This is a genomic window from Leptothoe sp. EHU-05/26/07-4 (genome assembly GCF_043421015.1).
Lineage (GTDB): Bacteria > Cyanobacteriota > Cyanobacteriia > Phormidesmidales > Phormidesmidaceae > Leptothoe > Leptothoe turfae.
This window is the reverse complement of the sequence record NZ_JAXSQV010000007.1, coordinates 1,092,949-1,116,060: the sequence shown is the minus strand read 5'-3', so window position 1 is coordinate 1,116,060 and position 23,112 is coordinate 1,092,949. Positions and strand designations below refer to the sequence as shown.

General features: G+C 48.7%; 18 protein-coding genes and 1 pseudogene. 8 read left to right on the top strand and 11 right to left on the bottom strand.

Annotated features, from left to right (window positions below; translation table 11 throughout):
• Positions 1 to 12 precede the first annotated feature (12 nt).
• The 5 genes and pseudogenes from U2F10_RS29380 to U2F10_RS29360 all read right to left on the bottom strand — a co-directional run bounded on the left by U2F10_RS29380 (position 13) and on the right by U2F10_RS29360 (position 5,967).
• Positions 13 to 204, bottom strand: coding sequence for a hypothetical protein (locus tag U2F10_RS29380; RefSeq protein ID WP_163664752.1), 192 nt, complete (start codon positions 202 to 204; stop codon positions 13 to 15).
• Positions 205 to 385: 181 nt separating this feature from the next.
• Positions 386 to 1,879: an amidophosphoribosyltransferase gene (gene purF / locus U2F10_RS29375; protein WP_163699313.1), complete on the bottom strand. Its 1,494-nt coding sequence runs from the start codon at positions 1,877 to 1,879 to the stop codon at positions 386 to 388.
• A gap of 194 nt (positions 1,880 to 2,073) precedes the next feature.
• Positions 2,074 to 4,409 (bottom strand): annotated as a pseudogene (gene purL, locus U2F10_RS29370) (phosphoribosylformylglycinamidine synthase subunit PurL).
• 311 nt (positions 4,410 to 4,720) lie between these two features.
• Complete coding sequence (locus U2F10_RS29365; protein ID WP_163664745.1) at positions 4,721 to 5,353, bottom strand: DUF8166 family protein; 633 nt, start codon at positions 5,351 to 5,353, stop codon at positions 4,721 to 4,723.
• Positions 5,354 to 5,478: 125 nt separating this feature from the next.
• Positions 5,479 to 5,967, bottom strand: coding sequence for an allophycocyanin subunit alpha-B (locus U2F10_RS29360; protein WP_163664743.1), 489 nt, complete (start codon positions 5,965 to 5,967; stop codon positions 5,479 to 5,481).
• Between the two features lie 268 nt (positions 5,968 to 6,235).
• On the opposite strand from U2F10_RS29360, the gene rlmD reads away from it, so the two are divergent.
• From rlmD to U2F10_RS29345, 3 genes are all read left to right on the top strand, one after another.
• The gene (rlmD, locus tag U2F10_RS29355; protein ID WP_163699438.1) at positions 6,236 to 7,624 is read left to right on the top strand and encodes a 23S rRNA (uracil(1939)-C(5))-methyltransferase RlmD; all 1,389 of its coding nucleotides are present in this window, start codon (positions 6,236 to 6,238) and stop codon (positions 7,622 to 7,624) included.
• A gap of 40 nt (positions 7,625 to 7,664) precedes the next feature.
• On the top strand, positions 7,665 to 8,744 hold the full coding sequence (gene lpxD / locus U2F10_RS29350; protein WP_499868430.1) for a UDP-3-O-(3-hydroxymyristoyl)glucosamine N-acyltransferase: 1,080 nt from the start codon (positions 7,665 to 7,667) through the stop codon (positions 8,742 to 8,744).
• Positions 8,745 to 9,090: 346 nt separating this feature from the next.
• Positions 9,091 to 10,680 (top strand): glycoside hydrolase family 57 protein, encoded by a 1,590-nt coding sequence (locus U2F10_RS29345; protein WP_163699442.1) that lies wholly within the window; start codon positions 9,091 to 9,093, stop codon positions 10,678 to 10,680.
• A gap of 194 nt (positions 10,681 to 10,874) precedes the next feature.
• On the opposite strand, the gene U2F10_RS29340 is transcribed toward U2F10_RS29345, so the two are convergent.
• A complete protein-coding gene (locus U2F10_RS29340) occupies positions 10,875 to 11,420 on the bottom strand; it encodes a late competence development ComFB family protein (RefSeq protein WP_006518123.1) in 546 nt (181 codons plus the stop codon).
• A 580-nt stretch (positions 11,421 to 12,000) separates the two neighbouring features.
• Positions 12,001 to 12,213: an Hfq-related RNA-binding protein gene (locus U2F10_RS29335; RefSeq protein ID WP_163664734.1), complete on the bottom strand. Its 213-nt coding sequence runs from the start codon at positions 12,211 to 12,213 to the stop codon at positions 12,001 to 12,003.
• 128 nt (positions 12,214 to 12,341) lie between these two features.
• Here U2F10_RS29335 and dapF point away from each other — a divergent pair, with 128 nt between their 5' ends.
• From dapF to U2F10_RS29310, 5 genes are all read left to right on the top strand, one after another.
• Complete coding sequence (gene dapF / locus U2F10_RS29330; RefSeq protein ID WP_499868428.1) at positions 12,342 to 13,199, top strand: diaminopimelate epimerase; 858 nt, start codon at positions 12,342 to 12,344, stop codon at positions 13,197 to 13,199.
• Positions 13,199 to 13,894 (top strand): 5'/3'-nucleotidase SurE, encoded by a 696-nt coding sequence (surE, locus tag U2F10_RS29325; RefSeq protein WP_163664730.1) that lies wholly within the window; start codon positions 13,199 to 13,201, stop codon positions 13,892 to 13,894. Before dapF ends, surE begins: the two co-directional genes overlap by 1 nt.
• 129 nt (positions 13,895 to 14,023) lie before the next feature.
• Positions 14,024 to 15,022: a permease gene (locus U2F10_RS29320; RefSeq protein WP_163664728.1), complete on the top strand. Its 999-nt coding sequence runs from the start codon at positions 14,024 to 14,026 to the stop codon at positions 15,020 to 15,022.
• Positions 15,012 to 15,803, top strand: coding sequence for a TIGR03943 family putative permease subunit (locus U2F10_RS29315; RefSeq protein WP_163664726.1), 792 nt, complete (start codon positions 15,012 to 15,014; stop codon positions 15,801 to 15,803). Before U2F10_RS29320 ends, U2F10_RS29315 begins: the two co-directional genes overlap by 11 nt.
• Before the next feature lie 13 nt (positions 15,804 to 15,816).
• Positions 15,817 to 17,292, top strand: coding sequence for a TolB-like translocation protein (locus U2F10_RS29310; RefSeq protein ID WP_163664724.1), 1,476 nt, complete (start codon positions 15,817 to 15,819; stop codon positions 17,290 to 17,292).
• A gap of 24 nt (positions 17,293 to 17,316) precedes the next feature.
• Here U2F10_RS29310 and U2F10_RS29305 read toward each other — a convergent pair whose 3' ends face one another.
• The 4 genes from U2F10_RS29305 to U2F10_RS29290 all read right to left on the bottom strand — a co-directional run bounded on the left by U2F10_RS29305 (position 17,317) and on the right by U2F10_RS29290 (position 23,083).
• Positions 17,317 to 17,565 (bottom strand): helix-turn-helix domain-containing protein, encoded by a 249-nt coding sequence (locus tag U2F10_RS29305; RefSeq protein WP_006518130.1) that lies wholly within the window; start codon positions 17,563 to 17,565, stop codon positions 17,317 to 17,319.
• A 508-nt stretch (positions 17,566 to 18,073) separates the two neighbouring features.
• Complete coding sequence (locus U2F10_RS29300; RefSeq protein ID WP_499874052.1) at positions 18,074 to 20,782, bottom strand: CapA family protein; 2,709 nt, start codon at positions 20,780 to 20,782, stop codon at positions 18,074 to 18,076.
• A gap of 161 nt (positions 20,783 to 20,943) precedes the next feature.
• Complete coding sequence (locus U2F10_RS29295) at positions 20,944 to 22,260, bottom strand: serine hydrolase (RefSeq protein ID WP_163697658.1); 1,317 nt, start codon at positions 22,258 to 22,260, stop codon at positions 20,944 to 20,946.
• 52 nt (positions 22,261 to 22,312) lie between these two features.
• Positions 22,313 to 23,083, bottom strand: a complete 771-nt coding sequence (locus U2F10_RS29290) for an RNA methyltransferase (protein WP_163664718.1) — start codon at positions 23,081 to 23,083, stop codon at positions 22,313 to 22,315.
• Between the last annotated feature and the right edge of the window lie 29 nt (positions 23,084 to 23,112).

Below are 23,112 nucleotides of genomic sequence, written 5' to 3'. Positions count from 1 at the left end.
CAAACGTAGTAATTAACGTAATACTTTCATGTCCTTCGGCAGCAAAGCCAGAATCATATATCGTTCACCATCAACTTTGACCAGCCAGTGTCCTGTTTTAGAGCCATCCTCAAGAGTTTCTTGCTCCAAGACAGTACCTGTTTGACCAGCAGCATATTTGGGATATAAAATTCGCACTCTATCGCCCAGTTTAATCACGCGCACTTAGATAAAAGCTCTAGATATCTATACATATCAGCCCAGGCAATTACTTTATTAGGCTTCGACGCCATAAATACGACGACATAAAAGTATATATTTTGGACGAAAATAATATGGTAGAAATCACGATGTTTTTAGCCTTTGATTAATCGTAAATATAGGCTAAAAACATCGTTAAACAAGGTCAAGCTTTAACTGGGGTCTTCTCAAGCATAAGTTTAGAGCGCTTAAACATCTCAGGAATTTCTACCGGATAATCTCCCGTAAAGCAGGCAGAACAGAATGTTGTAGTATCCTGTTGAGTCGCTGCTAACATTCCTTGCCAGCTCAAATAAGCTAACGTGTCCACACCTATTTGGGCTTCAATGTCTTGTACAGATTTTGTGGCAGCGATTAACTGGTCTTGGCTATCTGTATCAATGCCATAAAAACAGGGATGGGTAACGGGTGGGGATGAAATCCTCATGTGGATTTCTGTAGCACCGGCATCTCGCAAAGCTTTGACAATTTTGCGGCTGGTAGTTCCCCTAACAATAGAATCATCTACCAATAAAATTCTTTTTCCTTCCAGCACATCTCGTAGGGGATTCAACTTAATACGGATTCCAGCTTCTCGCATCATTTGGGTTGGCTGAATAAACGTACGGCCAACGTATCGGTTTTTAATCAATCCTTCTGCATATGGAATACCGGAAGCTTCAGCAAATCCAATAGCTGCCGGAATACCAGAGTCAGGGACTGGCATAATCAAATCGACGTCTGCTGGTGACTCCTTGGCCAGAATATTACCTAAACGCTTGCGATAGCTGTATAAACTCTCACCGTGATACACGCTATCAGGCCGTGCAAAATAGACCATTTCAAAAATGCACAGGCGGCGTTCTGGCTGGGCCCATTGCAATGACTTAACACCGGTTTCACTAATCCAGAGCAGCTCACCAGGCTGCACATCACGAATGTAGTGGGCGTTTACAATGTCTAAGCCACAGGTTTCAGATGCAACCGCATACTGCCCAGGCCCATTTTGAGGATCATGATCGCCAAAGTAGCCGAAGACAAGGGGCCTAATGCCGTTCGGATCGCGGATTGCTAAAATCCCCTCAGGGGTAGCGATCGCAAGGCTAAAAGCTCCCTGACACCGTTCGCAGGCATCAATGGCTGCCTCAATCCATCCTTTGCCATCATTAACGGCATCTGCCATCAACAACGCAATGACCTCTGTGTCGGTAGTGGTGAGCAGAGTATGGTTGCGTTCAAGCAGTTCTTCGCGTAGTTTGCTAGCGTTGACCACATTACCATTGTGGGCTAACGCCATCTCTCCAAGGCGAGTAGACACTATGGCAGGTTGAGCATTGGCAACTCGACTAGACCCAGTCGTGGAATAGCGGGTATGGCCAACGGCCCACTGTCCAGGCAAGCGCTGCAATACATCCTCATCAAATACCTGGGAAACAAGCCCCATGTCTTTGTGAACATTAATACTGCCATGGTCAAAGGTGGCAATACCAGCTGATTCTTGACCACGATGTTGCAATGCATACAAACCAAAGTAAGTCAGCGTTGCAACATCGTCTGTGGGTGAATAGACGGCAAATACGCCACAGGCTTCTTCTGGTTTGTCGGGATGAACATGCACGGTAGAAGGTTGGGAAACAATATTATTGGTTGGGAGAGGCATCTTGAGTCCGCTTAGCGTTAACGACAACAAAAAGAAGCGACTAATGAGTGATGGGCTCAAGACGCACACAGGTGAGAAAACCAGGTAGAGACTTGAGAGAATGACTTAATATTTTCTTAATTAACATGATCCTAACACCCGAAACCAATTGCAAGGGTGTCGGTCCATCAGATTAATCTATGTTGTTTATGTTGTTACACATCCAGGGCTCTTTCTATAGCGTAGCGCCAGCTATCGGCCATGGTGGCAACATCCAGATTAATCAAGGGTTGATCATCAGATGTTTGAATAACCAGGGGCGTATTAGCAGCGGTTACAGTACCAATGATTCCCCAGGCATGATCTAGTTGCTGCCTGAGATAAGCTTCCCAAGCAGCTTGGTGAATAGGAGCAACAGTAACCACAATGCGAGCCCCCCCTCACCAAACAGCAAGGTGTCATAACGCTGCTCCAGGTTGGGTAAGGTGATCGTTGCTCCAAGGTTGCCGCCAATGGCGGATTCAGCGAGTGCGATCGCAAATCCACCTTCTGCACAATCATGGGCCGATGTCACCCAACCTTGGCGAATACCATGGCGACAGACTGCCTGAACCTTTAACTCCAGGTCAATATTCACCTTGGGTGGACGCCCTGCCACCTGACCATGGATTTGCTTGAGGTATTCCGAAGCTCCCAGAGTCATAGCCCCGTCACCGTCCTCACCCAATGGGGTTCCCAGTAAATAAATCTGGTCACCAGCCATTTGCCAACTTTGACCACAAACCCTATCTAAATCATCAATCACACCGACCATGCCGACCACGGGGGTGGGATAAATAGGCTGAGGGTTACCCTCACTATCAACTGTTTCGTTGTAAAGCGACACATTACCACCAGTTACAGGTGTATCAAATTCACGACAGCCATCCGCTAGACCGCGACAGGCCTCCGCCAACTGCCAGTAGCCCACCGGTTTTTCAGGGCTGCCAAAGTTCAGATTATCCGTCACAGCAATGGGTTCTGCTCCCACACAGCTCAGATTACGAGCAGCCTCAGCCACGGCTGCCAGACCGCCTTCATAAGGGTTGAGATATACATAACGAGGGTTGCAATCGGTAGTAGCAGCCACACCAGAATTACTGATAGCCCCCTCAGCCCCTTCCAAAGGTCGTAGTCGCACAATTGCTGCATCTGCCCCACCAGGCAACATCACCGTGTTGTTTTGCACCTGATGATCGTATTGGTGATACACCCACTGTTTCGAAGCAATTGTTGGTGTACCGAGTAGTGTCAGCATGACATCACTCCAAGCTTTACCATCGATACCCGCTGCTGAACAGTCGGGCAAACTACTCTCTTGCCAAGCCCAGGCCGTTTGTACATAGGCAGGCGGCTCCGCCAAAACTTCGCGTTCATACAGCGGTGTGTTATCTGCCAAGGCAGAGGCAGGCACATCAGCAGCGACCTTACCCTGAAATAAAATCCTCACGATCGGCTCTTGAATCACTTTACCCGCCACCACCGCATGGAGCCCCCAGCGCTCAAAAATGTCGATCAGCTCCTGCTCACGACCCTTTTGCCCTACAAACAGCATGCGCTCTTGGGATTCTGACAACAAATATTCGTAGGGGACCATGCCAGTTTCTCGCACAGGCACTTTGTCCAGGTCGAGCTCAATGCCGACGCCACCATTGACAGCCATCTCAGATGTGGAACAGGTGATACCCGCAGCCCCCATATCCTGCGCAGCCACCACAGCCCCCGTTTTAAATGCTTCCAGACAGGCCTCCACTAAAGACTTTTCTAGAAACGGATCGCCCACTTGTACCGCCGGACGATCAGCTTCAGATTCATCCGTCAGCTCAGCACTGGCAAAGCTTGCCCCACCCATACCATCTCGTCCAGTGGTGGAGCCCACATACAGCACTGGGTTACCAATGCCTGAGGCACCGGATTTTACAATCTCCTTCGTTTCCATTAAGCCAATGGCCATGGCATTTACCAAAGGGTTACCCGCATAGGCCTGATCAAAATAGACTTCGCCGCCCACAGTGGGCACCCCAAAACAGTTGCCATAGTGAGAGATTCCTGAGACTACACCAGCAAAAATCCGTCGCGTATTGGGGTCATCCAACGCACCAAACCGCAGTGCGTTCAAAGCGGCAATTGGCCGGGCTCCCATGGTAAAAATATCTCGTAAAATTCCCCCTACACCCGTGGCAGCCCCTTGAAAAGGCTCTACAGCCGATGGATGGTTGTGGGATTCAATTTTGAACACCAACCGCTGTCCATGGCCCACATCCACAACACCAGCATTTTCTCCAGGCCCAACCAGAATGCGAGACCCCTCAGTGGGAAACTGCTTTAATAAGGGTCGCGAATTCTTGTAACAGCAGTGCTCTGACCACATCACTCCGAACATGCCCAGCTCAGCCCTATTGGGATGACGTCCTAAACGTTGGACAATTTCATCATATTCGCCTGGTTTTAAGCCTTCAGCAGCAATTTCCTCAGCAGAACACGGAATTGAGGTGGATGCAGTTGTAGACATCAATAGGAATTAAGTGAGTGAACAAAGGGTGACAGTGTTTGATCTTAAACCCTATTTCTCCACTCTCCACGGCCTATTACCCATACCCTCAAAAAAAAACCGACAGAACTCCCGCGAGTTCTATCGGCTGGTTGTGTGTTCCCTGTAGATGACTCGGCTAGAGTTGAGTCATCCTTAGTATGCTGAATTTAGGGAGGGGTGATAGCGATCTCAATCATCATGAACCTGTGATTTTGATCACTTTTGATCACATTTTTCTTGATATGGATCACACATGTCTGTAAATGTTGACATCCAACGGCCTCAGAGACCTATCTCATCGCACCTAACGTATTTTTCCAGGTCAGCTCTTTGCAAAGTACCTGTAATGCTCGCTGATCGGCATCAGTAAAGAGGCCTGAGTTACTCACTTCAGTTAACACTTGTTGAGTTAGCTGAGTCGCAAAGGTGCCACCGCAGTTCAGTAAATGACCGTAATATCTAAACTGTGGGCGTTTATCAACATTCAAGTGAAACTGATGACGACCTTTATCATCCATGCAATAGACAGGGGTGTTTACAGGCACTACATGACGTGGAATTCCATGCTGGCCATAGGTTAATCTGCCCTGATTCACCAAACTACCCACAAGCACAACATTTAATAAGGTTTTGGTTTCTTGAATCAAGTCCGGAGTAAACATCGGGTCTGGAGCACCCGTCAGTTGAGGACCGCTGTTCAAAAAAGCCGGGTTAAACAACTGCGAATTATAAATAATGCCCACAGCCCAATGCTGCTCATCGGTTTCTAGGGTGACAAACTGTCCAAAGCCGTAATCACTAACGGCAGGCGGCTCAATGACATCTCTATCCGTATTTAGCTGCACTACATAATCACAGTGGGAATTTGACTTAACCACCATGCCTAATTTGCAGCCTCGACGACGTTGCTTACCAGACACCATAGGGGCATTGATTGATCACAGCGCCCCTAGCATACCTAAAATAAAGCGGGAAATACGATCAAATGTACTCCCCGCTTCACATTATTCAATTAGGCAACTTACACCACCAGTGAAGGGTAAGCGGTTTAGCTCGACATTGCTTGGATGATGTAGTCAAAGTAAGGAGCCGCCCCAGCAGCTTCAGCCTCAGTCAGTAGACCTAAGGATGCATCTTTCAAGCATTCAATAGCGGCAACCATGCCAGGCACTGGTACATCAAGGGCATTGTACATCTCACGCACACCCACTAAACCAATGTTTTCAATGGGCTGTTTGTCACCAGCAATAATGCCATAGGTGATCAGGCGTAAATACCAACCATAGTCACGCAAACAAAGTGCCCGTTGCTTTTGACCGTAAGCATTACCACCTGGCGCAATAAAATCAGGACGTCGACGCCATAGGGCCTTACTGGCTTTATCTACAATCTTTTTTTCATTTTCAGCCAGCTTTTGCGCGATTACTAAGCGCTGAGGGCCAGTTTGCAAAAAATCTTGGATACCCCTGAGCTCGCCGCTGGTGGGATAGCGCAGCTCATCATCGGCGTTGAGAATTACTTGGCTAACGACAGACATAGCTTAGTGAATGCGGTGACTCGTAATAACTACAGTGTAACGACTCTGGGGCACACAAGGAAAGAGATACTTGGCCCGGTTCAAAAGATTTTTATCCTCTGAATAATAACTGGTTGCGTGTTCTAGCCTGAGAGCTATGTTAAGAGAGTTTACAAACAATCCGGTAAACCATTCAAGCTGGTCACAATGTCACGAACTTTAGGGCTTGTCATAGAATTAAAACCCCGCCGGTAGCAAATATTTTTCGATCCCTGACGCGAGCAGCCTTATGACTTCACTAGTAGACAAGTCCCTGTGGCAACAGGGGCAGGTGATCGACTTGAAAATTGATGATCTGAGTAACAGCGGTGATGGTGTAGGTCGCTGGCAAGATCGAGTAGTTTTTGTCACAGATGCGGTTCCTGGAGATACTCTGCAAGTAAGGCTTACACGGTTAAAACCCGCCTATGGCTATGGGAAAAAACTGCAAATTCTTGAACCATCGCCAGATCGGATCCGCCCTGTCTGCATCGTGGCGGATAAATGTGGCGGCTGCCAGTGGCAAGCTGTGGCTTACTCAAAACAGCTGCAAGCAAAAGAGTCTCAAGTTCAGTCTGCTCTAGAACGTATTGGTGGCTTTGAGACGGTTCCTATAAGGCCAATTTTAGGGGCCCCAAACCCGTTAGCCTATCGAAATAAGGTCACCTATCCCTTAGCTCGAGGCCCTGGAGGCACGGTCAAAGCCGGATACTATCGTCGGGGCACCCATCAAATTGTAAATTTAAATCAGTGTCCAATCCAGCATGAGAGCCTGAATCCTTTGCTGGTGGATGCTAAAGAGGCGATCAAAGCACAAGGGTGGAGCCTTTATAACGAACAAAAACACCAAGGTCGACTTCGCAATTTAGCTCTTCGGGTTAGCCAAAATACGGGCCAAACGTTGCTGACGTTAGTCACCACAGGGTATCTACCAAATGTTCAAGGGCAGGCTGACCAGTGGCTCTCTGAGCATTCAAGTTTGGTGGGCGTATGTCTCAATATCAATCCGGAACGCACTAACAAGGTATTTGGGGAAGAGACCCGTTGCTTAGCGGGCCGACTCTATCTAGAGGAGATATTTTTAGGTCTACGATTGCGCATTCAGCCAACTACCTTTTTCCAGGTCAATACGGCTCAAGCCGAGACCTTGGTGAGTCTGGTTTTAGAGCACCTAAACCTGAAGGGTAATGAAACTGTCATTGATGCCTACTGCGGCATCGGCACGTTGTCTCTTCCCCTGGCCCAGCGTGCTGCTCACTGTGTGGGGATTGAATTTCATCCGGAATCAGTCGCACAAGCCCGTCAAAACGCGGCACTCAATGGGCTAAAGAATACGGAGTTTTTTGCTGGGGCCGTGGAAAAGCTGTTGCTAGAAATCAGTGCTCAGCAGTCTAGCCCTGTTGATGTTGTAGTGCTAGACCCCCCCCGAAAAGGCTGCGATCGCATCGTTCTAGAAACGCTAGTAGAGATCGGCCCTAACCGCATCGTTTATATGAGTTGCAACCCATCTACCCTGGCACGGGATTTAAAGATTTTATGCAGCAATGGCTATGGCCTAACCATGGTGCAGCCTGCGGACTTCTTTCCCCAAACCACCCATGTAGAATGCGTTACTTTTCTAGAAAAGGCAATTTTTTGATAGCCTGTCGCTGAGACGTCAGTGAGCAAACGAGGCAGCCATGAGATTTAGCGAGATAGTAGAGCAACTGGGCATTGCTGAGACATCAAGCCTAGCGTCTCAGCCAGAGCTTAACCCGAACATCGTTGGGGTCACCGCAGTTCAAGAATCACAGCCTGACACCATTAGCTACGTTGAAGGCAAAAAGTTTGCCCCCTACATCGAGCAGACAGCCAATGCGGCACTGATTTTGCCCGTCGATGAAGCCCTGCAAGCCCAGGCCATAGAGCGAGGCATTGCCTGGGTTAGTACTCACGAGCCCAGACTGGGCTTTGCTCGTGCGATCGCACTGTTTTACCAGCCTTTTCAGCTCTCCCCTGGCATCCATCCCACAGCGATCATTGCCCCCACAGCCAAGGTTGGCAATAACGTGGCCATTGGCCCCTATGTCGTCATCCATGCTGGAGCCACCATCGGTGACAACGCGTGCATTCACCCTCAGGTAGTCATCTATCCCGACGCTAGTATTGGCGACGGCACAACACTCCATGCTAACTGTGTTATCCATGAACGTGCTCAGGTAGGAGCCCACTGTGTTATCCATACCGGAGCGGTGATTGGCTCCGAGGGATTTGGTTTTGTGCCAACAGCCCAGGGCTGGGAGAAAATGCACCAGTCCGGCATTGTCGTACTAGAAGACCATGTCGAAGTAGGCTGCAATACCACCATAGACCGTCCTGCTGTTGGAGAAACTCGCATTGGTCGCAATAGCAAGTTAGATAACCTGACACAGGTGGCCCACAATTGCCAGCTGGCCGATAACTGCATACTAGCGTCCCAGGTAGGCCTGGCTGGAGGGGTAGAGCTAGAGTCCTTAGTCGTGCTGGGAGGCCAGGTCGGCGTGGCCAACAACACCAAAATTGGCAAAGGTGCCCAGGCGGGCTCTAAGGCTGGCCTCCACAGCAATGTTTCCCCCGGCAGCATCATGATGGGCATTCCTGCCAGTCCTTATCGCACCTATCTAAAATCTTCAGCTATCTACAATCGCCTGCCCGAGATGCATCGCACCCTAAAGCGACTTCAACAGCAGGTAGCTCACCTAGAAGAACAGCTAGCTCAGGTAGAGCAAACGAACAAATAGCTGCTAGCATCAATAGTCAAGACCATTCTTTACAAAAAGACATAATCGCTACTGAAGTGATCTCGCACCCAGGATTACAGTAGGGCCAAATTGGCAGCTGACTTTCACTGCTTCATTTCATTTGCTCTACCATCCTCAGGAGATGCTTAAATTAGTGTAAAGGTTTCATTTGCGATCGCTGTATCGTCACGGTTGGTCCCCTATTCGGGTTTTTCTTGACGATGATCCGATACCTTAGCCTCATAACGTCTTTAGCCCGTTAATCCCTTAAGGCTCAACGTTTAAAGGCTCAGGCCAGCCTAGCAATTGTCCATACGATGCTCACTTTGTCAATAAAGGTTGCCCTATGTCTCTCGGATATCTTGCTCTGGTACTCCATGCCCACCTACCTTTCGTTCGGCACCCAGAAAGTGACTTTGTTCTAGAAGAAGAGTGGCTATTTGAGGCAATTACTGAAACTTATATCCCCTTACTGACCATGTTTGATGGTCTTAAGCGGGATGGCATTGATTTTAAAATGACCATGAGTATGACACCTCCCCTGGTGTCGATGCTCAAAGACCCCCTCCTTCAAGAGCGTTATGACGAGCATCTAACCAATCTTGAGGAACTGACCGAGCGAGAGATTGAACGGAATGAGCACAACGGTCACGTCAAATATTTGGCAGAGTACTATGCCAACGAATTTAACCACACACGACAGGTGTGGGAGGACAACAAAGGTGACCTGATATCCGCCTTCAAGCAGTATGTCGATAGCAATAACCTAGACATCATCACCTGCGGTGCCACCCACGGCTACCTGCCTCTGATGAAGATGTACCCCGAGGCAGTTTGGGCCCAGCTTAAAGTCGCCGTAGAAAGTCACGAAGAGAACTTTGGCCGTCCTCCATCAGGAATTTGGCTGCCTGAATGTGCCTACTACGAAGGCCTGGAACGCATGGTTGCTGATGTAGGCCTCAGGTACTTTCTAACTGACGGTCACGGTATTCTGTATGCTCGTCCCCGTCCTCGCTTTGGAGCCTATGCCCCCATCTATACAGAAACTGGCGTGGCTGCCTTTGGCCGAGACCACGAGTCCTCCCAACAGGTATGGTCCTCAAAGGTAGGTTATCCAGGGGCTTCAGAGTATCGCGAGTTTTACCGTGACCTGGGGTGGGATGCAGAATATGACTATATCAAGCCCTACGTTATGCCCAATGGGCAGCGTAAAAATGTCGGTATCAAGTACCACAAGATTACGGGTAAAAATTTAGGGCTATCTGACAAGGATTGGTACGACCCCTATTGGGCTCGTGAAAAGGCCGCAGAGCATGCGAGTAATTTCATGTACAACCGTGGCCAGCAGATTGCTCACCTCAACGGCATGATGCAGCGCAAGCCCATTGTGATTTCACCGTACGATGCTGAGCTATTTGGCCACTGGTGGTACGAAGGTCCCTGGTTTATTGATTACCTGTTCCGCAAAACCTGGTACGACCAAGACACCTACGAAATGACCCACCTGGCAGATTATCTACGGAGCAATCCTACCCAACAGGTCTGCCGTCCATCTCAGTCAAGCTGGGGTTATAAGGGCTTTCATGAGTATTGGCTCAACGAAACTAATGCTTGGATTTACCCGCACCTGCACAAGGCGGCGGAGCGCATGATTGATTTGGCCCGTCGTGAACCTGCTGATGAGTTGGAATGGCGTGCCCTTAATCAGGCAGCACGGGAATTACTCCTAGCACAATCATCTGACTGGGCTTTCATTATGCGTACAGGGACCATGGTTCCCTACGCCGTACGCCGTACCCGCTCCCACCTATTACGCTTTGACAAACTGCGGGAAGACATCATGGCAGGCAAAATCGATTCAGGTTGGCTAGAAAAAGTGGAAGAAATTGACAATATCTTTCCCAGTATCAACTACCGGGTATATCGCCCTTTGTAGGCAATTTGTGTCTAGGGCGCACAAGTGTCTAGGGCACACAGTGTTTTAGGAGGGCGCACAGTGTTTTAGGGCGCACTGCTGTACGCCCCTACGTGATGTAAAAAAAGCACCGTTGGCCTCAACGGTGCTTTTGCTTTGCGTATTTGTATCTCTCTTGTTGCTTTGAAGCTCAACCTGTAATCCCGCTGGAGGCCTTAAGCGGCTCGAACTGGCTCGAATTTATGGGCATAGTCTTTAAGCAGATCATTCATTTGACCTAGGAAACCATCGCTAGAGCGCTTAATCCCCTCACGTTCAGGGAAGAAATCAGGCCGATCGAGGCTGTTGGAAATCGCATCCTTAACCTGGTCAGAGATCATCTCAGATAGGGCTTCACGGGCTTTATTGCGCTGATATGCAGCCCCCTCTTCAGTCGTGGCATAGAGGGGGGGTAACCGATTAAGCGCATAGGCTGCAATATCACCTAGATCAAGACTACAGTCATTGTTCGCCTCGATTTCAGCAACACGAGCAATAGCCTCCGTTAAGACTAGCTCCTCCATAACGTTGATAAACTGCTTGCGAGGCACAGCGACCACCTCGCCCGTGAGTAGTGACCCCATAAGGCGATCAAGGGCCATGTACTCTTCGATGGAAAGCTCTGAAGCAGTATCACAAATGCGTCCTACTTCAGCTTCCATCGCAGGGGTTAAATAACCATCCTGCAAAGCTTGTTCAACAATTTTTTCAATACTGCTCATCCTGTCAAATGGCTCCGTTGCATATCTCTGTAAACAGTGTTAGATGTTGCTGAATGTCGCAATGCACATGAGCACTTTCCAACCATTTTCGAAGGGTATAAATACAGATAAAACACTGATATTCACAACTAATAAAATGGTTTCACATTGATTCCATTGCTTCGAAAAAGATTTTCTAGAAGCCATAGTTTATAGCCACAATGGAATATACAAATGCCTTAATCAGTTAAAACATTTGCTTTATCAGCAACTAGCAACCCTTGTTAGACTTCAAACCTGCGTCCAAGGATCGTATTGGCATTAGTGTGCCCGGAGGTGACTTAACAAACACATCAACTGCATAAAACTACGAGCAACCTATCAAAAAAAGTCGATAATATAACGCCTAAAAACTAACAGTAAAAAATATCTTTTAAAATTGAAATTTACAATATCGGCATTTATATATAATTTCCTGAGCGCCTCGAGAAAGTTTTATCGGAAAGCATTCAAACGAAGATTCGAAGATGACAAAACATAGAAAATGAAGCCTCTGCGTTGAGAAGCTTCATTTCATTGTCTATGAAATTACAAGACTGACTTAACTCATGATCTTGATGTAGGCCACAGCCGTACGCATGACAAGCATGGGTTGACCATCAATGTTCAGACAAATTGCCTGGGCATCCTGCCACAGAACAATGCTACTAAACACATCACCGGTCAATAGCTTGATTTCAATGGTTTGCTGATCACGGATCAGTGTCTGTATTTGTCGAATGCTGGGTGAACCTGTATCAAATTCAGTAGCCATAGCAGTCGTGGATAAACATGGATGAAACAGTAATAACGTACCCGGTCTATACTACTTCCGGTAAGCTGTTGACGAATTATTGCAACTCTTTTCTAATTATTGCAACTCTTTTCTAACGTCTGCGTATCATGGGGCTCGCCTTTAGCAAATATCACGGACTCGGTAACGATTTTATTTTGGTAGACAATCGGCACCAGTCATCTCCAGTTTTGACGCCTAAACAAGCGATGGATTTATGCGATCGCAACATTGGCATCGGTGCCGATGGCGTCATTTTTGCCCTACCCGGTGAAAACGGTGCCGATTACACCATGCGCATCTTTAACTCCGACGGGTCAGAGCCGGAAATGTGTGGCAACGGCATTCGATGTATGGCCAAATATTTAGAGGCATTGGAAGCGGCAGCCGATCAACCGCCAACGACTCCCCACAGCTATCAAATTCACACCTTGGCAGGGTTGATCGTGCCAACGCTACAAACCGATGGCCAAATCACAGTTGATATGGGAGAGCCCCGTCTATTGGCTGGGGAAATTCCTGCAACTTTGGCCCATGCCAGCGAAAAAATTATCGATCGGTCTTTGGTGGTAGCAGACACGACTTACCAGGTCACCTGCATCAGCATGGGCAACCCCCACTGCATTACCTTCGTGGAGGATACGACTACAGTTCCATTGGCTAAGATTGGCCCGCTGTTTGAACGTCATCAGGCGTTTCCTCAGCGTATCAATGCTGAATTTATTGAAGTGGTGCGCTCTGACTATCTCAAAATGCTGGTGTGGGAACGGGGAGCTGGCCCCACCATGGCCTGTGGTACTGGTGCTTGTGCGGCCCTGGTGGCGACGGTATTAAATGGCAAGTGCGATCGCACCGCCACCGTTGAACTACCAGGTGGCCCCCTAAAAATTGAATGGTCTGCCACTAATAACCACGTGTATATGACGGGTCCTGCCGTTTTGGTGTTTACCGGTGAAGCTGCGCTGTAATGGCTCCTACAATTGTCTTAACCAATGATGATGGCATTGATGCACCTGGAATCCAGGCATTATACAAAGCTACGGAAAAACTCTCCTTTAGCCATACCAACATCGGTATTGTTGCCCCAGATCAACATCTCTCGGGCTGTAGCCACCAGATTAACCGTGGCGGATCTATTAATGTTGATCGGCGCACCCCCCAGAGATACGCCATCGGCGGCACCCCAGCTGACTGTACTCGCGTAGCCCATCATCTCTATCCCCAACTCGATTGGCTCTTAGCAGGCATTAATGATGGTGGAAATCTGGGGGCGGATACCTATGTGTCTGGCACCGTTGCTGCTGTGCGAGAAGCCACACTGCTCAGAGTGCCGGCCATTGCGATTTCCCATTACAAGTCCAGAGGAATCTCTATTGATTGGGAGGTAGCGGCGCATCGTGCGGCCCGCGTGCTCACAATGTTAATGGAAAAACCGCTTGCCCCAGGGCAGTTTTGGAATGTCAATTTGCCATCGGTCAGCGACCCTGAACCCGAAATTGTTTTTTGCCCTGTGTGCACACAGCCATTACCGACTGAATCTAGCATTGAATTGGGACAATTTCGCTATACTGGCGCATACCAAGATCGACGGCGTGACCCTGATGCAGATGTTGATATCTGTTTTTCAGGGAATATCAGTGTCAGCAAAGTTTCTCTATGGTAAAAATATGACCCCTTTGGTTGCTCTCTGTTCGAACAGGGTGGATGATGATTGCCCTATCACCGCCATGCTTTCTAGCAATTTCCTGTAGAATAGCTGGTCAGCAATAGGCATCTTCACGGTTGCACATCTATGGAACAACTGAGTAATGGACTAACGCTTTTCTTTAGCTTGCTGGTAGAGGCCATCCCTTTTTTGCTCATTGGTGTGGCATTTTCGAGCCTGCTATTGTTTTTCGTAGATGAGCGTACGCTGATTAAGTTACTGCCTAAAACCCCCCTGCTAGGAGCTATAGCAGGTAGTTTAATGGGGGTATTTTTCCCTGTATGCGAATGTGGCAATGTTCCTGTAGCCCGACGGCTGATTGTGCAAGGAGCTCCATCTTCAGTGGCAGTGGGTTTTTTACTAGCAGCACCCACCATTAATCCGGTCGTATTTTGGGCCACTTGGGTAGCGTTTCGCGATCAGCCCGAGATTGTTTTTCTGAGAGTACTTTTTACATTATTCATAGCAGTCATCATTGCTTGGATCTTCAGTCGTCAGATTGATATGCGCCCCATCCTACAATCGGCTGTAGCTAGACAAATGCCTAAAGCCCGTAGGGTCGCTGCTCCAAGTAATCCCTTGCTGCGGTCAGGCACATTTTTGCTACAAACCGACGGGTCTACCCTGCAGCTAGACGATCCAACGGCAATTCTGACCGAAAAACCAGAGGTACCCCTAGCCATCAAATTACAGCTTGTCATCGACAATATGGTGCAAGAGCTGAAGGAGCTGGGGGCAGTATTGATTCTTGGTAGTGCGATCGCAGCTTTTGTTCAGGTAGCCATTCCCAGGGATTGGATTTTGGCCCTGGGGCAAAACTTTATCACCTCTATTTTGGCGATGATGCTATTGGCAGCCGTAGTATCCATTTGCTCAACGGTGGATTCATTTTTTGCGCTATCGTTTGCATCCACCTTTACCACTGGCGCACAGCTAGCATTCCTTGTTTTTGGTCCCATGATTGACCTGAAAAACATTGGCCTATTAATGACGCTCTTTAAGCCAAGGGCCATCATTTACATTTTCATGCTGGCAGCTCAGCTGTGTTTTATTTTGACCTTATTTATGAACCTCTATGTCAGCTAAATCAGCCAGAAACTCAGGTAAGGCTAAACGGCAAAGACGGTCTTCCAAACCATTTCGTCAGAATTGGTTAGATGTGTTAGTGCTCGGCGCTTGGAGTCTGACCCTATTTCGGTACTGGATCACTGGAAAATTGTTTCTGCTGCTGCATCCAGACTACATGTGGCTAGCTAATAGCGCTGCCATTGTTCTGCTAGGCATGGCTCTGTTTAAGCTAATTCAAGGACGGCGTGCCAAAAAGGTACAAGCTCCCCCTAGCCACACCACGTTGCTGCCGCCTCAGCTCAGCAGTTTCATTTTATTAGGTGTGGCTGTTCTGGGATTTATCTATACCCCCCAGGCATTTGCCAGTGATACAGCCATTCAGCGGGGTGTGGCTGACACGTTGACGATGACGCGCTCACAACCTCAACGTTTTGTCCGCCAGGCTGCCTCTGAAGAACGTACAATCATCGACTGGATTCGCACACTTAATGTATACCCAGAACCGGATGCTTATACGGGGCAAGGGGTTAAGGTATCAGGTTTTGTGATTCACCCCGATGAATGGCCAGAAGGATATCTCATGATTTCCCGCTTTGTTTTAACGTGCTGTGCAGCCGATGCTTACCCCGTCGGCCTGCCTGTGGAGCTAGCTGTTTCACGACAGGCCTATGCCCCTGATAGCTGGCTAGACATAGAAGGAAAAATGATCACCACCACCATCAACGGCAAGCGCCAGCTCACCATAAAACCGACCAAACTGGAAACCATCCCTGAACCCCGTAATCCCTACGAATATTAGCCAGTTTCACACCATGACTACCCACCATCGCCAACCCCTTGATCGACTGGCCCAGGCAATGATAGCGCTGCTGGCCTTGGTTATTGGGGGCATGGTTTTATTTGGCGGCCCCGCCGCCTCAAAAGTCCGGGATTTTACCTGGCAAAATCGGCAGATTGGAGCTGAAGATACCGCCTTTTTGCTAACCTTTAGCCGCCCAATGGATCACACTAGCGTGGAACAAAACCTGACCATTGAGCCCCCCTTACCAGGTCGCTTTAGTTGGGCTGGTCGGCGCATGGCGTACACTTTAAATTTTCCAGCCCCCTACGGCAACGAGTTTACAGTTAGCCTTCCCGAAGCTAGCGACCGCTTTAGTGGGCCAGAAGCCAAATTTATGCCCTTTGAGGCTAGTTTTAAGTCTCGCAAGCGAGCCTTCGCCTACATTGGTGTAGAAGGCGAAGATCAAGGCCGCCTGATGCTCTATAACCTGAGCACTCAGTCCCAAACAGCTTTGACCCCCAAAAATCTAACGGTTATGGACTATAAGCCCTACACCCAAGGCGATCGCATTTTGTTTGCAGCCATAGAACGGGGGCAAAACACTCAACAAGACCAGGCACTATACACCGTAACCACTGGTTTAGGGGACGACACAAACAATTCAAGTGGTCAAATTGAGACGTTACTTGATAGCAGCGAATATCAGAATTTAAAATTTGATCTCTCTCCCGACGGCAGTACCATTGTTGTACAGCGAGTGAGTCGCAACAATCCAGGTAATTTTGGCCCTTGGGTCGTTACCCAAGATCAGCCTCCCCGCCGTCTAGAGACTGAGCCTGGCGGAGATTTTATAATTGCACCTGACAGTCAGTCACTCCTCCTGCAACAGGGAGAAGGCACCGCTATCATTGCTTTGAACAATGCTCCAGACGAGCAAAGTGGCGAAACGTTAGACTTTTTACCCCAATATGGGCTGGTCATGGATGTGGCCAGCAATGGCTCTGCAGCAGCCATGGTGAGCTTTAACCAGGATGACCCGGACAAACGCTTCACTCAAACATTATTTTGGGTATCCAATCAGGGCGATGAAAAGCCCCTAATAAATGTGACAGGGTCGATCTTAGATGCGCAGTTCGACCCCACTAATGAACTTTTATTCTGTTTAACCAGTCAATTACTTGAGGGTGAAACCTACCAAGTACAGCCATCTATTGCGGCCATTAACTTGAGCACTGGCGATGTAGAAACACTCCAGACATTATCGCCTCAGCCATCGGTGCACATGAGCCTAGCCCCTGACGGTTTGGCTCTACTTTTCGACGAAACAACACCAAGTGCCACAGCTGACAACTCGGTGGTTCTAGATGACGGCATTGCGATCGCAACCTCAAAGATATGGTTGCTACCGCTTTATCAGACAAGCGACGACCGATTAAACAAGAGGCCTCAGCCAGTTGAACCACAGGCACTACCTTTTGCCGGCATCAATCCTGTCTGGATTCCCTAGCGCACTTAACGCGCCTACGGTTAACTAGCGATGATCAGCAGTCGCCTCAGCACCTCGTTCCAGATACATGCTGAGAAAAATGCTAGCAGCTGACGGCTCTAATGTTTCAAGAGCGACAATGATCTCTGGCACAGAGTCTGCCAGTGGATCGCTGACTTCATTCACCCATTGGTTGACCGTCGAACGGGCTACACCCATTGTCACGGCCAGACGATTTTGACTAATTCCGTACTGAGTAAGTACATGCTTTAATGCTTTTCCTGCCCTTCCCATAGCGGTTATAAATCTCACAAAGATTACAACATGATTGGCTGGCTCAATTTATATTGACCTGCCTATGTTCTTTCTTCCGAGCCCCTGCACAACATCAGTATAAAACGGCTCACGAATGTGCCTTTTGTCTCAAAAATCTGCGCGCTTACCCGTATTTCTAAGCTTTCTACAAGGATTAGGGTGAGAAAGTAAAAGTATACCCGAATCTTTTACGAAGTGGTAAACCCCTTGTATCAAAACCGAAGAAATACTGAGTTCACATGTACTATGTACATTTCTGAAACAGATCTTAAAACCCTTTTGGAGGAAGAGTTTCAAGAGTTTGCCCACGTTTTCTTTTACTAAGAGCAAATGCCTGTCTCGTTCTAACAAATGAGCACAGTGATGTATCGAACCATTATGTTTTGTATATCGTTAACATACAAAACATCAATAATTCTTCGTCAATGTAGCTCTAGCAACCAGAGAGTGCCTATAAGTATATTCAAACGTTACTGTTATCTAAAAATTACCCAAGAGGTCCTACCAAGGGCTCATCATGGGGAGAGATAGCACCCGATGTATCCCTGATGTCTTCAGTTTCATCATCAGGCTCTACAGACACCTCTGGAGCCCCTATAGGAAAGACATCATCAGGAGATGCAGTAGGAACGTCAACCTCAGATGGGTCAAAGTTATTTAAACGTTCCTGGATAGGATTAAATTCTTTGTGGGGAGATGATTTTTCACCCCAATTTTCCAACATGTCATAGCCCGGCAAAGGCTCATCATTGGGAGCCAGAATATCATCCCCTTCCTGCTGGGGTATTAACTCCATACCGGTGCCATTATCAATGACGTTAGGGTTAGTGCCTCGCTTCGGCGCAGCATTAGGATTAATGGGTGCAGGTGATTCCCATATCTCATAAGGCACGGCATTATCAAAAGCGGGCTCACTATCGGGCTGAGTGTTAAAGCTATCTAAAGGGCTATTGCCCTCTAAAAGACCTGATTCTTCTAGAGGGCCGTTCTCGTTCATAGTTTGGGCAGGTGCCAGACCATCACTCCAGCTCTCTGACTCTAGATTACGAGGTTCAAATGGATTGGGCTCAGCTACATTACGCTCAGATACCTCTGGTTCAACGGTAAATCCATCAGAGGTATTTGAAAAGGTCTCTGAATCCAAGATCTCTGACTCAAAACTTTCAAACCCAGGGGCAAAACCGTCAAAGGTATCAGGGGGAAAACTCTCTGGCTGTATGAACTCCCCTTCCAAAGGGTTTTGACTATCCGACAACGGCCCAGGCTCTAGCTCACCTAATGTTTTCAGGGGAGCCACAGGCTTTTCAGGTTTTAGCAAAGGCTCCGTTGGAGGAGTGGCCTCTAAAATGGCGGGAAACTGCAACGGCGATGGCAACGTATTAGATGCTTGACGAATCTGCTTGAGAATAGCTCTAGCCGTTTCCCCAGAGGCAGTCTTTGGTCGAGCCTCCCTAACACTGACAGGGAGGAACTCTACTTTCATTTGGTTTTCCCGCAGAGAAACCCGCAAAGCAGCCGTGTCATGATCGCTCAGGGGTTCCTCTTCAAAAATAAAATCCCCCAAAGCGTAGACAATAGGTCGAGATTTATAGAGTTCAGCCCCCTGCAACTGTTGAGCATGATAGCCAACTACTAAGTCAGCACCGGCATCAATTGCGGATCTAGACAAATTAACCTGCTGTGCATTGGGCTCTGCTGCTAAGTCTCCGTACCAGCGATAATTCACAACTATCCAATCCACAGCCTCACGCAGAGCAGCAATATCTGCCACAATGTTGTCTCGCTCCTGAATATTCAGGCCAGCTCGATTTAGGGTCGCCGCATCATCACTATCCGGAGCGTAATTTAAGTAGGCAATGCGCTGACCTTTGACCTCTAAAACTTCTGGACGACGGGCCTCCTGCTGATTACGACCGGCCCCCACTCGATAGATGCCAACACCGTCCAAAGTTTTTATGGTCTCTGTCAAACCATGGCTACCAAAATCCATTGTTTGGTCGCTAGTCAGCCCCACAATATCAATTCCCCCTTTGAGGAGGGCATCCGCCGCATCGGGACGAGAACGTTCAAAGTAATTTTCTTGCAGCGAGGTATCGGCGCTGGCCAGGGAATTCCCGAGACCTACCATAGCCACATCAGCTTCTCGAAAAGCCTCTAGTTCACCCAAGACTTCTTCCACAGCATCGGGAGTTTGTAATGGGACATCACCCACGGGCACTTCTCCACCAAAAACCAGTGTAACCGTAGGATTTTCAGGGCTACTGCTGGGCTCATGGGACATCACAGCAACGGGTTCTAGAGCAGCGGAGACTGCCGGTCCTCGCATCGCGGAACGATAGGCAATCTCCTGAGTTTCTACGTCACTAAGGGGACGCCATCCACCTTCCTTGAAGGTAGGTAGAGACGGCGACTGCTTCTGAGCCACTTGGCCACGTTGGGAGAAAACAGCCTCAGTCACACAGCCCAGGATAAAGGCAGCAGCAGCGGAGCCAGTAACGACAATCGCCCTCATGTATTTGAACTGATGCTCAATAACGTCTTTAGGTGTAAGACGGCGGCGATTCATGCGGCGCTGAGTTGAGGTTTGAGTACTGTCAATATCGGTGGAACGAATTTGTACTAACGGAAAGGGAGCCACACTACGGTTAGGTCGCCGTCGTCGTTCTTGTAAATTCGTTTCACGAGGAATGAGGTAAGACGGAACTGTCTTCAGTGTCTCGCCACCGTAAGTGGTAGCGGTTATGGTTTCTGCTTGAGCATCGGAGACCTCGGGCGTCACGATCTGCTCAGTCACCGCAGGTTCAGGTGCCAAGGAAGGTGTTGTGACAGGGGCTGCTGCCGTGTCTTGGCTGGGCTGTTGAACAGTTGCACGTTGTTTACGCTGACTTAATTTCACTCGCTGCTGCCACAGAGGCTGATCGGTACCCACCAAACAACCGATCAAAGCAACACCCCGAATAACCTTCGACTCTAGCTGGCAAAGCCGATTACAGACAAATCGAATCAGTACATCCTTTTTGGGAGGACGCTCAAACTCTAGTAAAACTTGCAAATATCCTGAATACTGGTCGGTTTGAACCCGCGCATAAATAGACTGGGGCACCAACGGGTAGTTGAGCCACAAAGCTATGGACCGAAAATGCCCAGTAGCAGCTGATTTTCTTACCTGATTAATATCGACAGGGGTATTGACCATATTCCTCTAGCGCTCACAGGTATCAGAGTGTAGATGGACTACTAAATCCCCGAACTTGTGTGACAAAGTGTATCAAAGATGTCTACCTTGTCAACTGTATTCATACAGTTTTTGGCAAATACACGAAATTAATGAGATTTTGAACAAATTTTAAGTAGAGCTTAAATTTGTTCTTGGGGGTTAGGGACGTTTGAACCAGGGACCTCACCATTGGGTTGCAGATCTGGCTCAGTTTCGGTAGATGTACCTACAGGCAGTGGCACAGGCGCAGATTGGTTCATCGTCTGATACACTGCCTGCGAAATACGTCGGATCAATTCTTGAGCTCGACCATCATTTTCAGGGCGACGGACTAGGGCCGCGATCGCATACCGCTTGCCATTGGCAAGATCCATCAGAGCCACATCCCCGAGCACTTCACCAATATTGCCAGTTTTGTTATAGCTGATAGTGGTTTCACTCACGCCCGCAGGCAGTAGCTTCTTATTGTAGGTCCGCTGCAAAATATTCATCACCCGGTCGCGGGAGCGCAGGCTTAAAATATCCCCTTTATGAAGATGGGCAATCATTCGTACTAGATCTTGAGCACTGGTCGTGTTCGTGCCCTCTATATCTGGCAAGGGATTGCGCAGAATCGTCATCGTCAATCCCCAATCGGCAAACTGCTGATTGAGAACCTGGGGACCACCCAATAGATCGATCATCATATTGGTAGCGGTATTATCGCTATTGATGATCATTTGGGTGGCCACTTCCAATGCGGTATATCGGGTGCCTGGAGGCTGTCCTTGCATATCACCAGACCCACCAGCAATTTGGTTAGACTGCATAGCTAATGCTTGATCAACGGTGATGCGTCCCTCATCCACCGCCTTAAAAAAGGCAATCAGAATCGGTAGCTTTATAGTACTAGCTGCTGGCGTTTCGGCATTACCGGCCACCTCTACATAGTTGCCTGTATCTAGATCAAAGACATAGATTGTCGGCGTTAATTCAGGAATCAGTTCCTGTAACTCCTCCAACTTGGTTTTTAGAGCTGTCAGTTCCCGGGTAACTACCAGCACGTCATTGTCAGGAGCCGCTGTTACGGTAACTGCCGACTGAGTTTCAGCAGCGGTGCTCGTGGTTGACTGGTCATCAGCAGGTGTAAGTACTGACAGCACCGTACCCGCGATCGCAGCCACACCCAAACCAATAATCAGCAGTCTAATGCCGTAGACCAATGGTTTCGGCAACCTAGGTAATAAAGAAGCTTTAGGCTGAGGGGGCCAGGTAGACCGAGCGTTCCGACGAGTGCGGCGGACATGCCGTGACGGATCAACCATGTCACCGAACATGCCACCCGAGGCATTGGACCTGGCTCGTCTGGACGACCCTCGTGATCGGTCCGCTGGTCGCCCCAAGGAAGCCGACCGACGCTGCCGTCGCGGTCGACCAGTTCGACGTGATTTAGGATAAGGCTGCTGTGGATCCGTCATAGGTGAGAACACATGGCTAATCGTTACCCCAGCGTGAAAACTGATTGCATGGCTAGGGGGCGTTTGAATCAATTCCCTGATGTGTGGTAGCCCAGTCTATCTGCCGTAAGATACCGCGTAGCATAGCAACATCTTGAGTAGACAAGGCGGCACGATGGCCCAGTTGTCGAAACTTTCGCATACGACTAGGAGCTGTATGGGGATAAAGATAGCCGATTTTCAACAAAATCGACTCTAAATGGTGATAGTACCCATCAAGCTCGTCTAGGGTGGCAGCCACCACATTAGCTTGTTCACTCACGATTGGCTCAGGTGGTGTTTGCTGAGGTCGCTGCCCTACCCGAGATAACTCATAACAACAAATAGCAACCGCTTGAGCTAAGTTTAAAGACTCGTAGGTCGGATGGGTATCAATTTTAATAAACCGTTGAGCCTGCAGCATTTCATCATTGTTCAGGCCTCGATCTTCAGGCCCAAAGATCAGTGCGGTGGCTCCCGTTTCCAGCAGCCAAGGCAGGGCAACTTCGGGGGATTCAAGGGGTGTTTGCAAATCTCGACGGCGGGCTGTGGTTGCGATCGCACGCTGACACCCCACCAGAGCATCCGGCAATGTAGCCACTGTCTTCGATGACTCAATCAAGTCATAGGCATGGACCGCCATTTGCCTGGCATCGTCACTAAAAGGATCGCATTGGGGGTTGACCAAAACGAGTTGGGATAATCCAAAATTTTTCATCACCCGCGCTATTGACCCAATATTAAGTGGGCCAGCCGGTTCGACTAAGACAATGCTGAGATTGGGAAAAGGGGTGTCAGGGGACATGCGATCGCAAAAGCGCTAAATAGGCAGGC

Coding starts and splice junctions, on each gene's coding strand:
- purF (WP_163699313.1), bottom strand. CDS start 1,879: ATGCCTCTCCCAACCAATAATATTGTTTCCCAACCTTCTACCGTGCAT.
- U2F10_RS29365 (WP_163664745.1), bottom strand. CDS start 5,353: ATGGTGTCTGGTAAGCAACGTCGTCGAGGCTGCAAATTAGGCATGGTG.
- U2F10_RS29360 (WP_163664743.1), bottom strand. CDS start 5,967: ATGTCTGTCGTTAGCCAAGTAATTCTCAACGCCGATGATGAGCTGCGC.
- rlmD (WP_163699438.1), top strand. CDS start 6,236: ATGACTTCACTAGTAGACAAGTCCCTGTGGCAACAGGGGCAGGTGATC.
- lpxD (WP_499868430.1), top strand. CDS start 7,665: ATGAGATTTAGCGAGATAGTAGAGCAACTGGGCATTGCTGAGACATCA.
- U2F10_RS29345 (WP_163699442.1), top strand. CDS start 9,091: ATGTCTCTCGGATATCTTGCTCTGGTACTCCATGCCCACCTACCTTTC.
- U2F10_RS29340 (WP_006518123.1), bottom strand. CDS start 11,420: ATGAGCAGTATTGAAAAAATTGTTGAACAAGCTTTGCAGGATGGTTAT.
- U2F10_RS29335 (WP_163664734.1), bottom strand. CDS start 12,213: ATGGCTACTGAATTTGATACAGGTTCACCCAGCATTCGACAAATACAG.
- dapF (WP_499868428.1), top strand. CDS start 12,342: ATGGGGCTCGCCTTTAGCAAATATCACGGACTCGGTAACGATTTTATT.
- surE (WP_163664730.1), top strand. CDS start 13,199: ATGGCTCCTACAATTGTCTTAACCAATGATGATGGCATTGATGCACCT.
- U2F10_RS29320 (WP_163664728.1), top strand. CDS start 14,024: ATGGAACAACTGAGTAATGGACTAACGCTTTTCTTTAGCTTGCTGGTA.
- U2F10_RS29315 (WP_163664726.1), top strand. CDS start 15,012: ATGTCAGCTAAATCAGCCAGAAACTCAGGTAAGGCTAAACGGCAAAGA.
- U2F10_RS29310 (WP_163664724.1), top strand. CDS start 15,817: ATGACTACCCACCATCGCCAACCCCTTGATCGACTGGCCCAGGCAATG.
- U2F10_RS29305 (WP_006518130.1), bottom strand. CDS start 17,565: ATGGGAAGGGCAGGAAAAGCATTAAAGCATGTACTTACTCAGTACGGA.
- U2F10_RS29300 (WP_499874052.1), bottom strand. CDS start 20,782: ATGGTCAATACCCCTGTCGATATTAATCAGGTAAGAAAATCAGCTGCT.
- U2F10_RS29295 (WP_163697658.1), bottom strand. CDS start 22,260: ATGACGGATCCACAGCAGCCTTATCCTAAATCACGTCGAACTGGTCGA.
- U2F10_RS29290 (WP_163664718.1), bottom strand. CDS start 23,083: ATGTCCCCTGACACCCCTTTTCCCAATCTCAGCATTGTCTTAGTCGAA.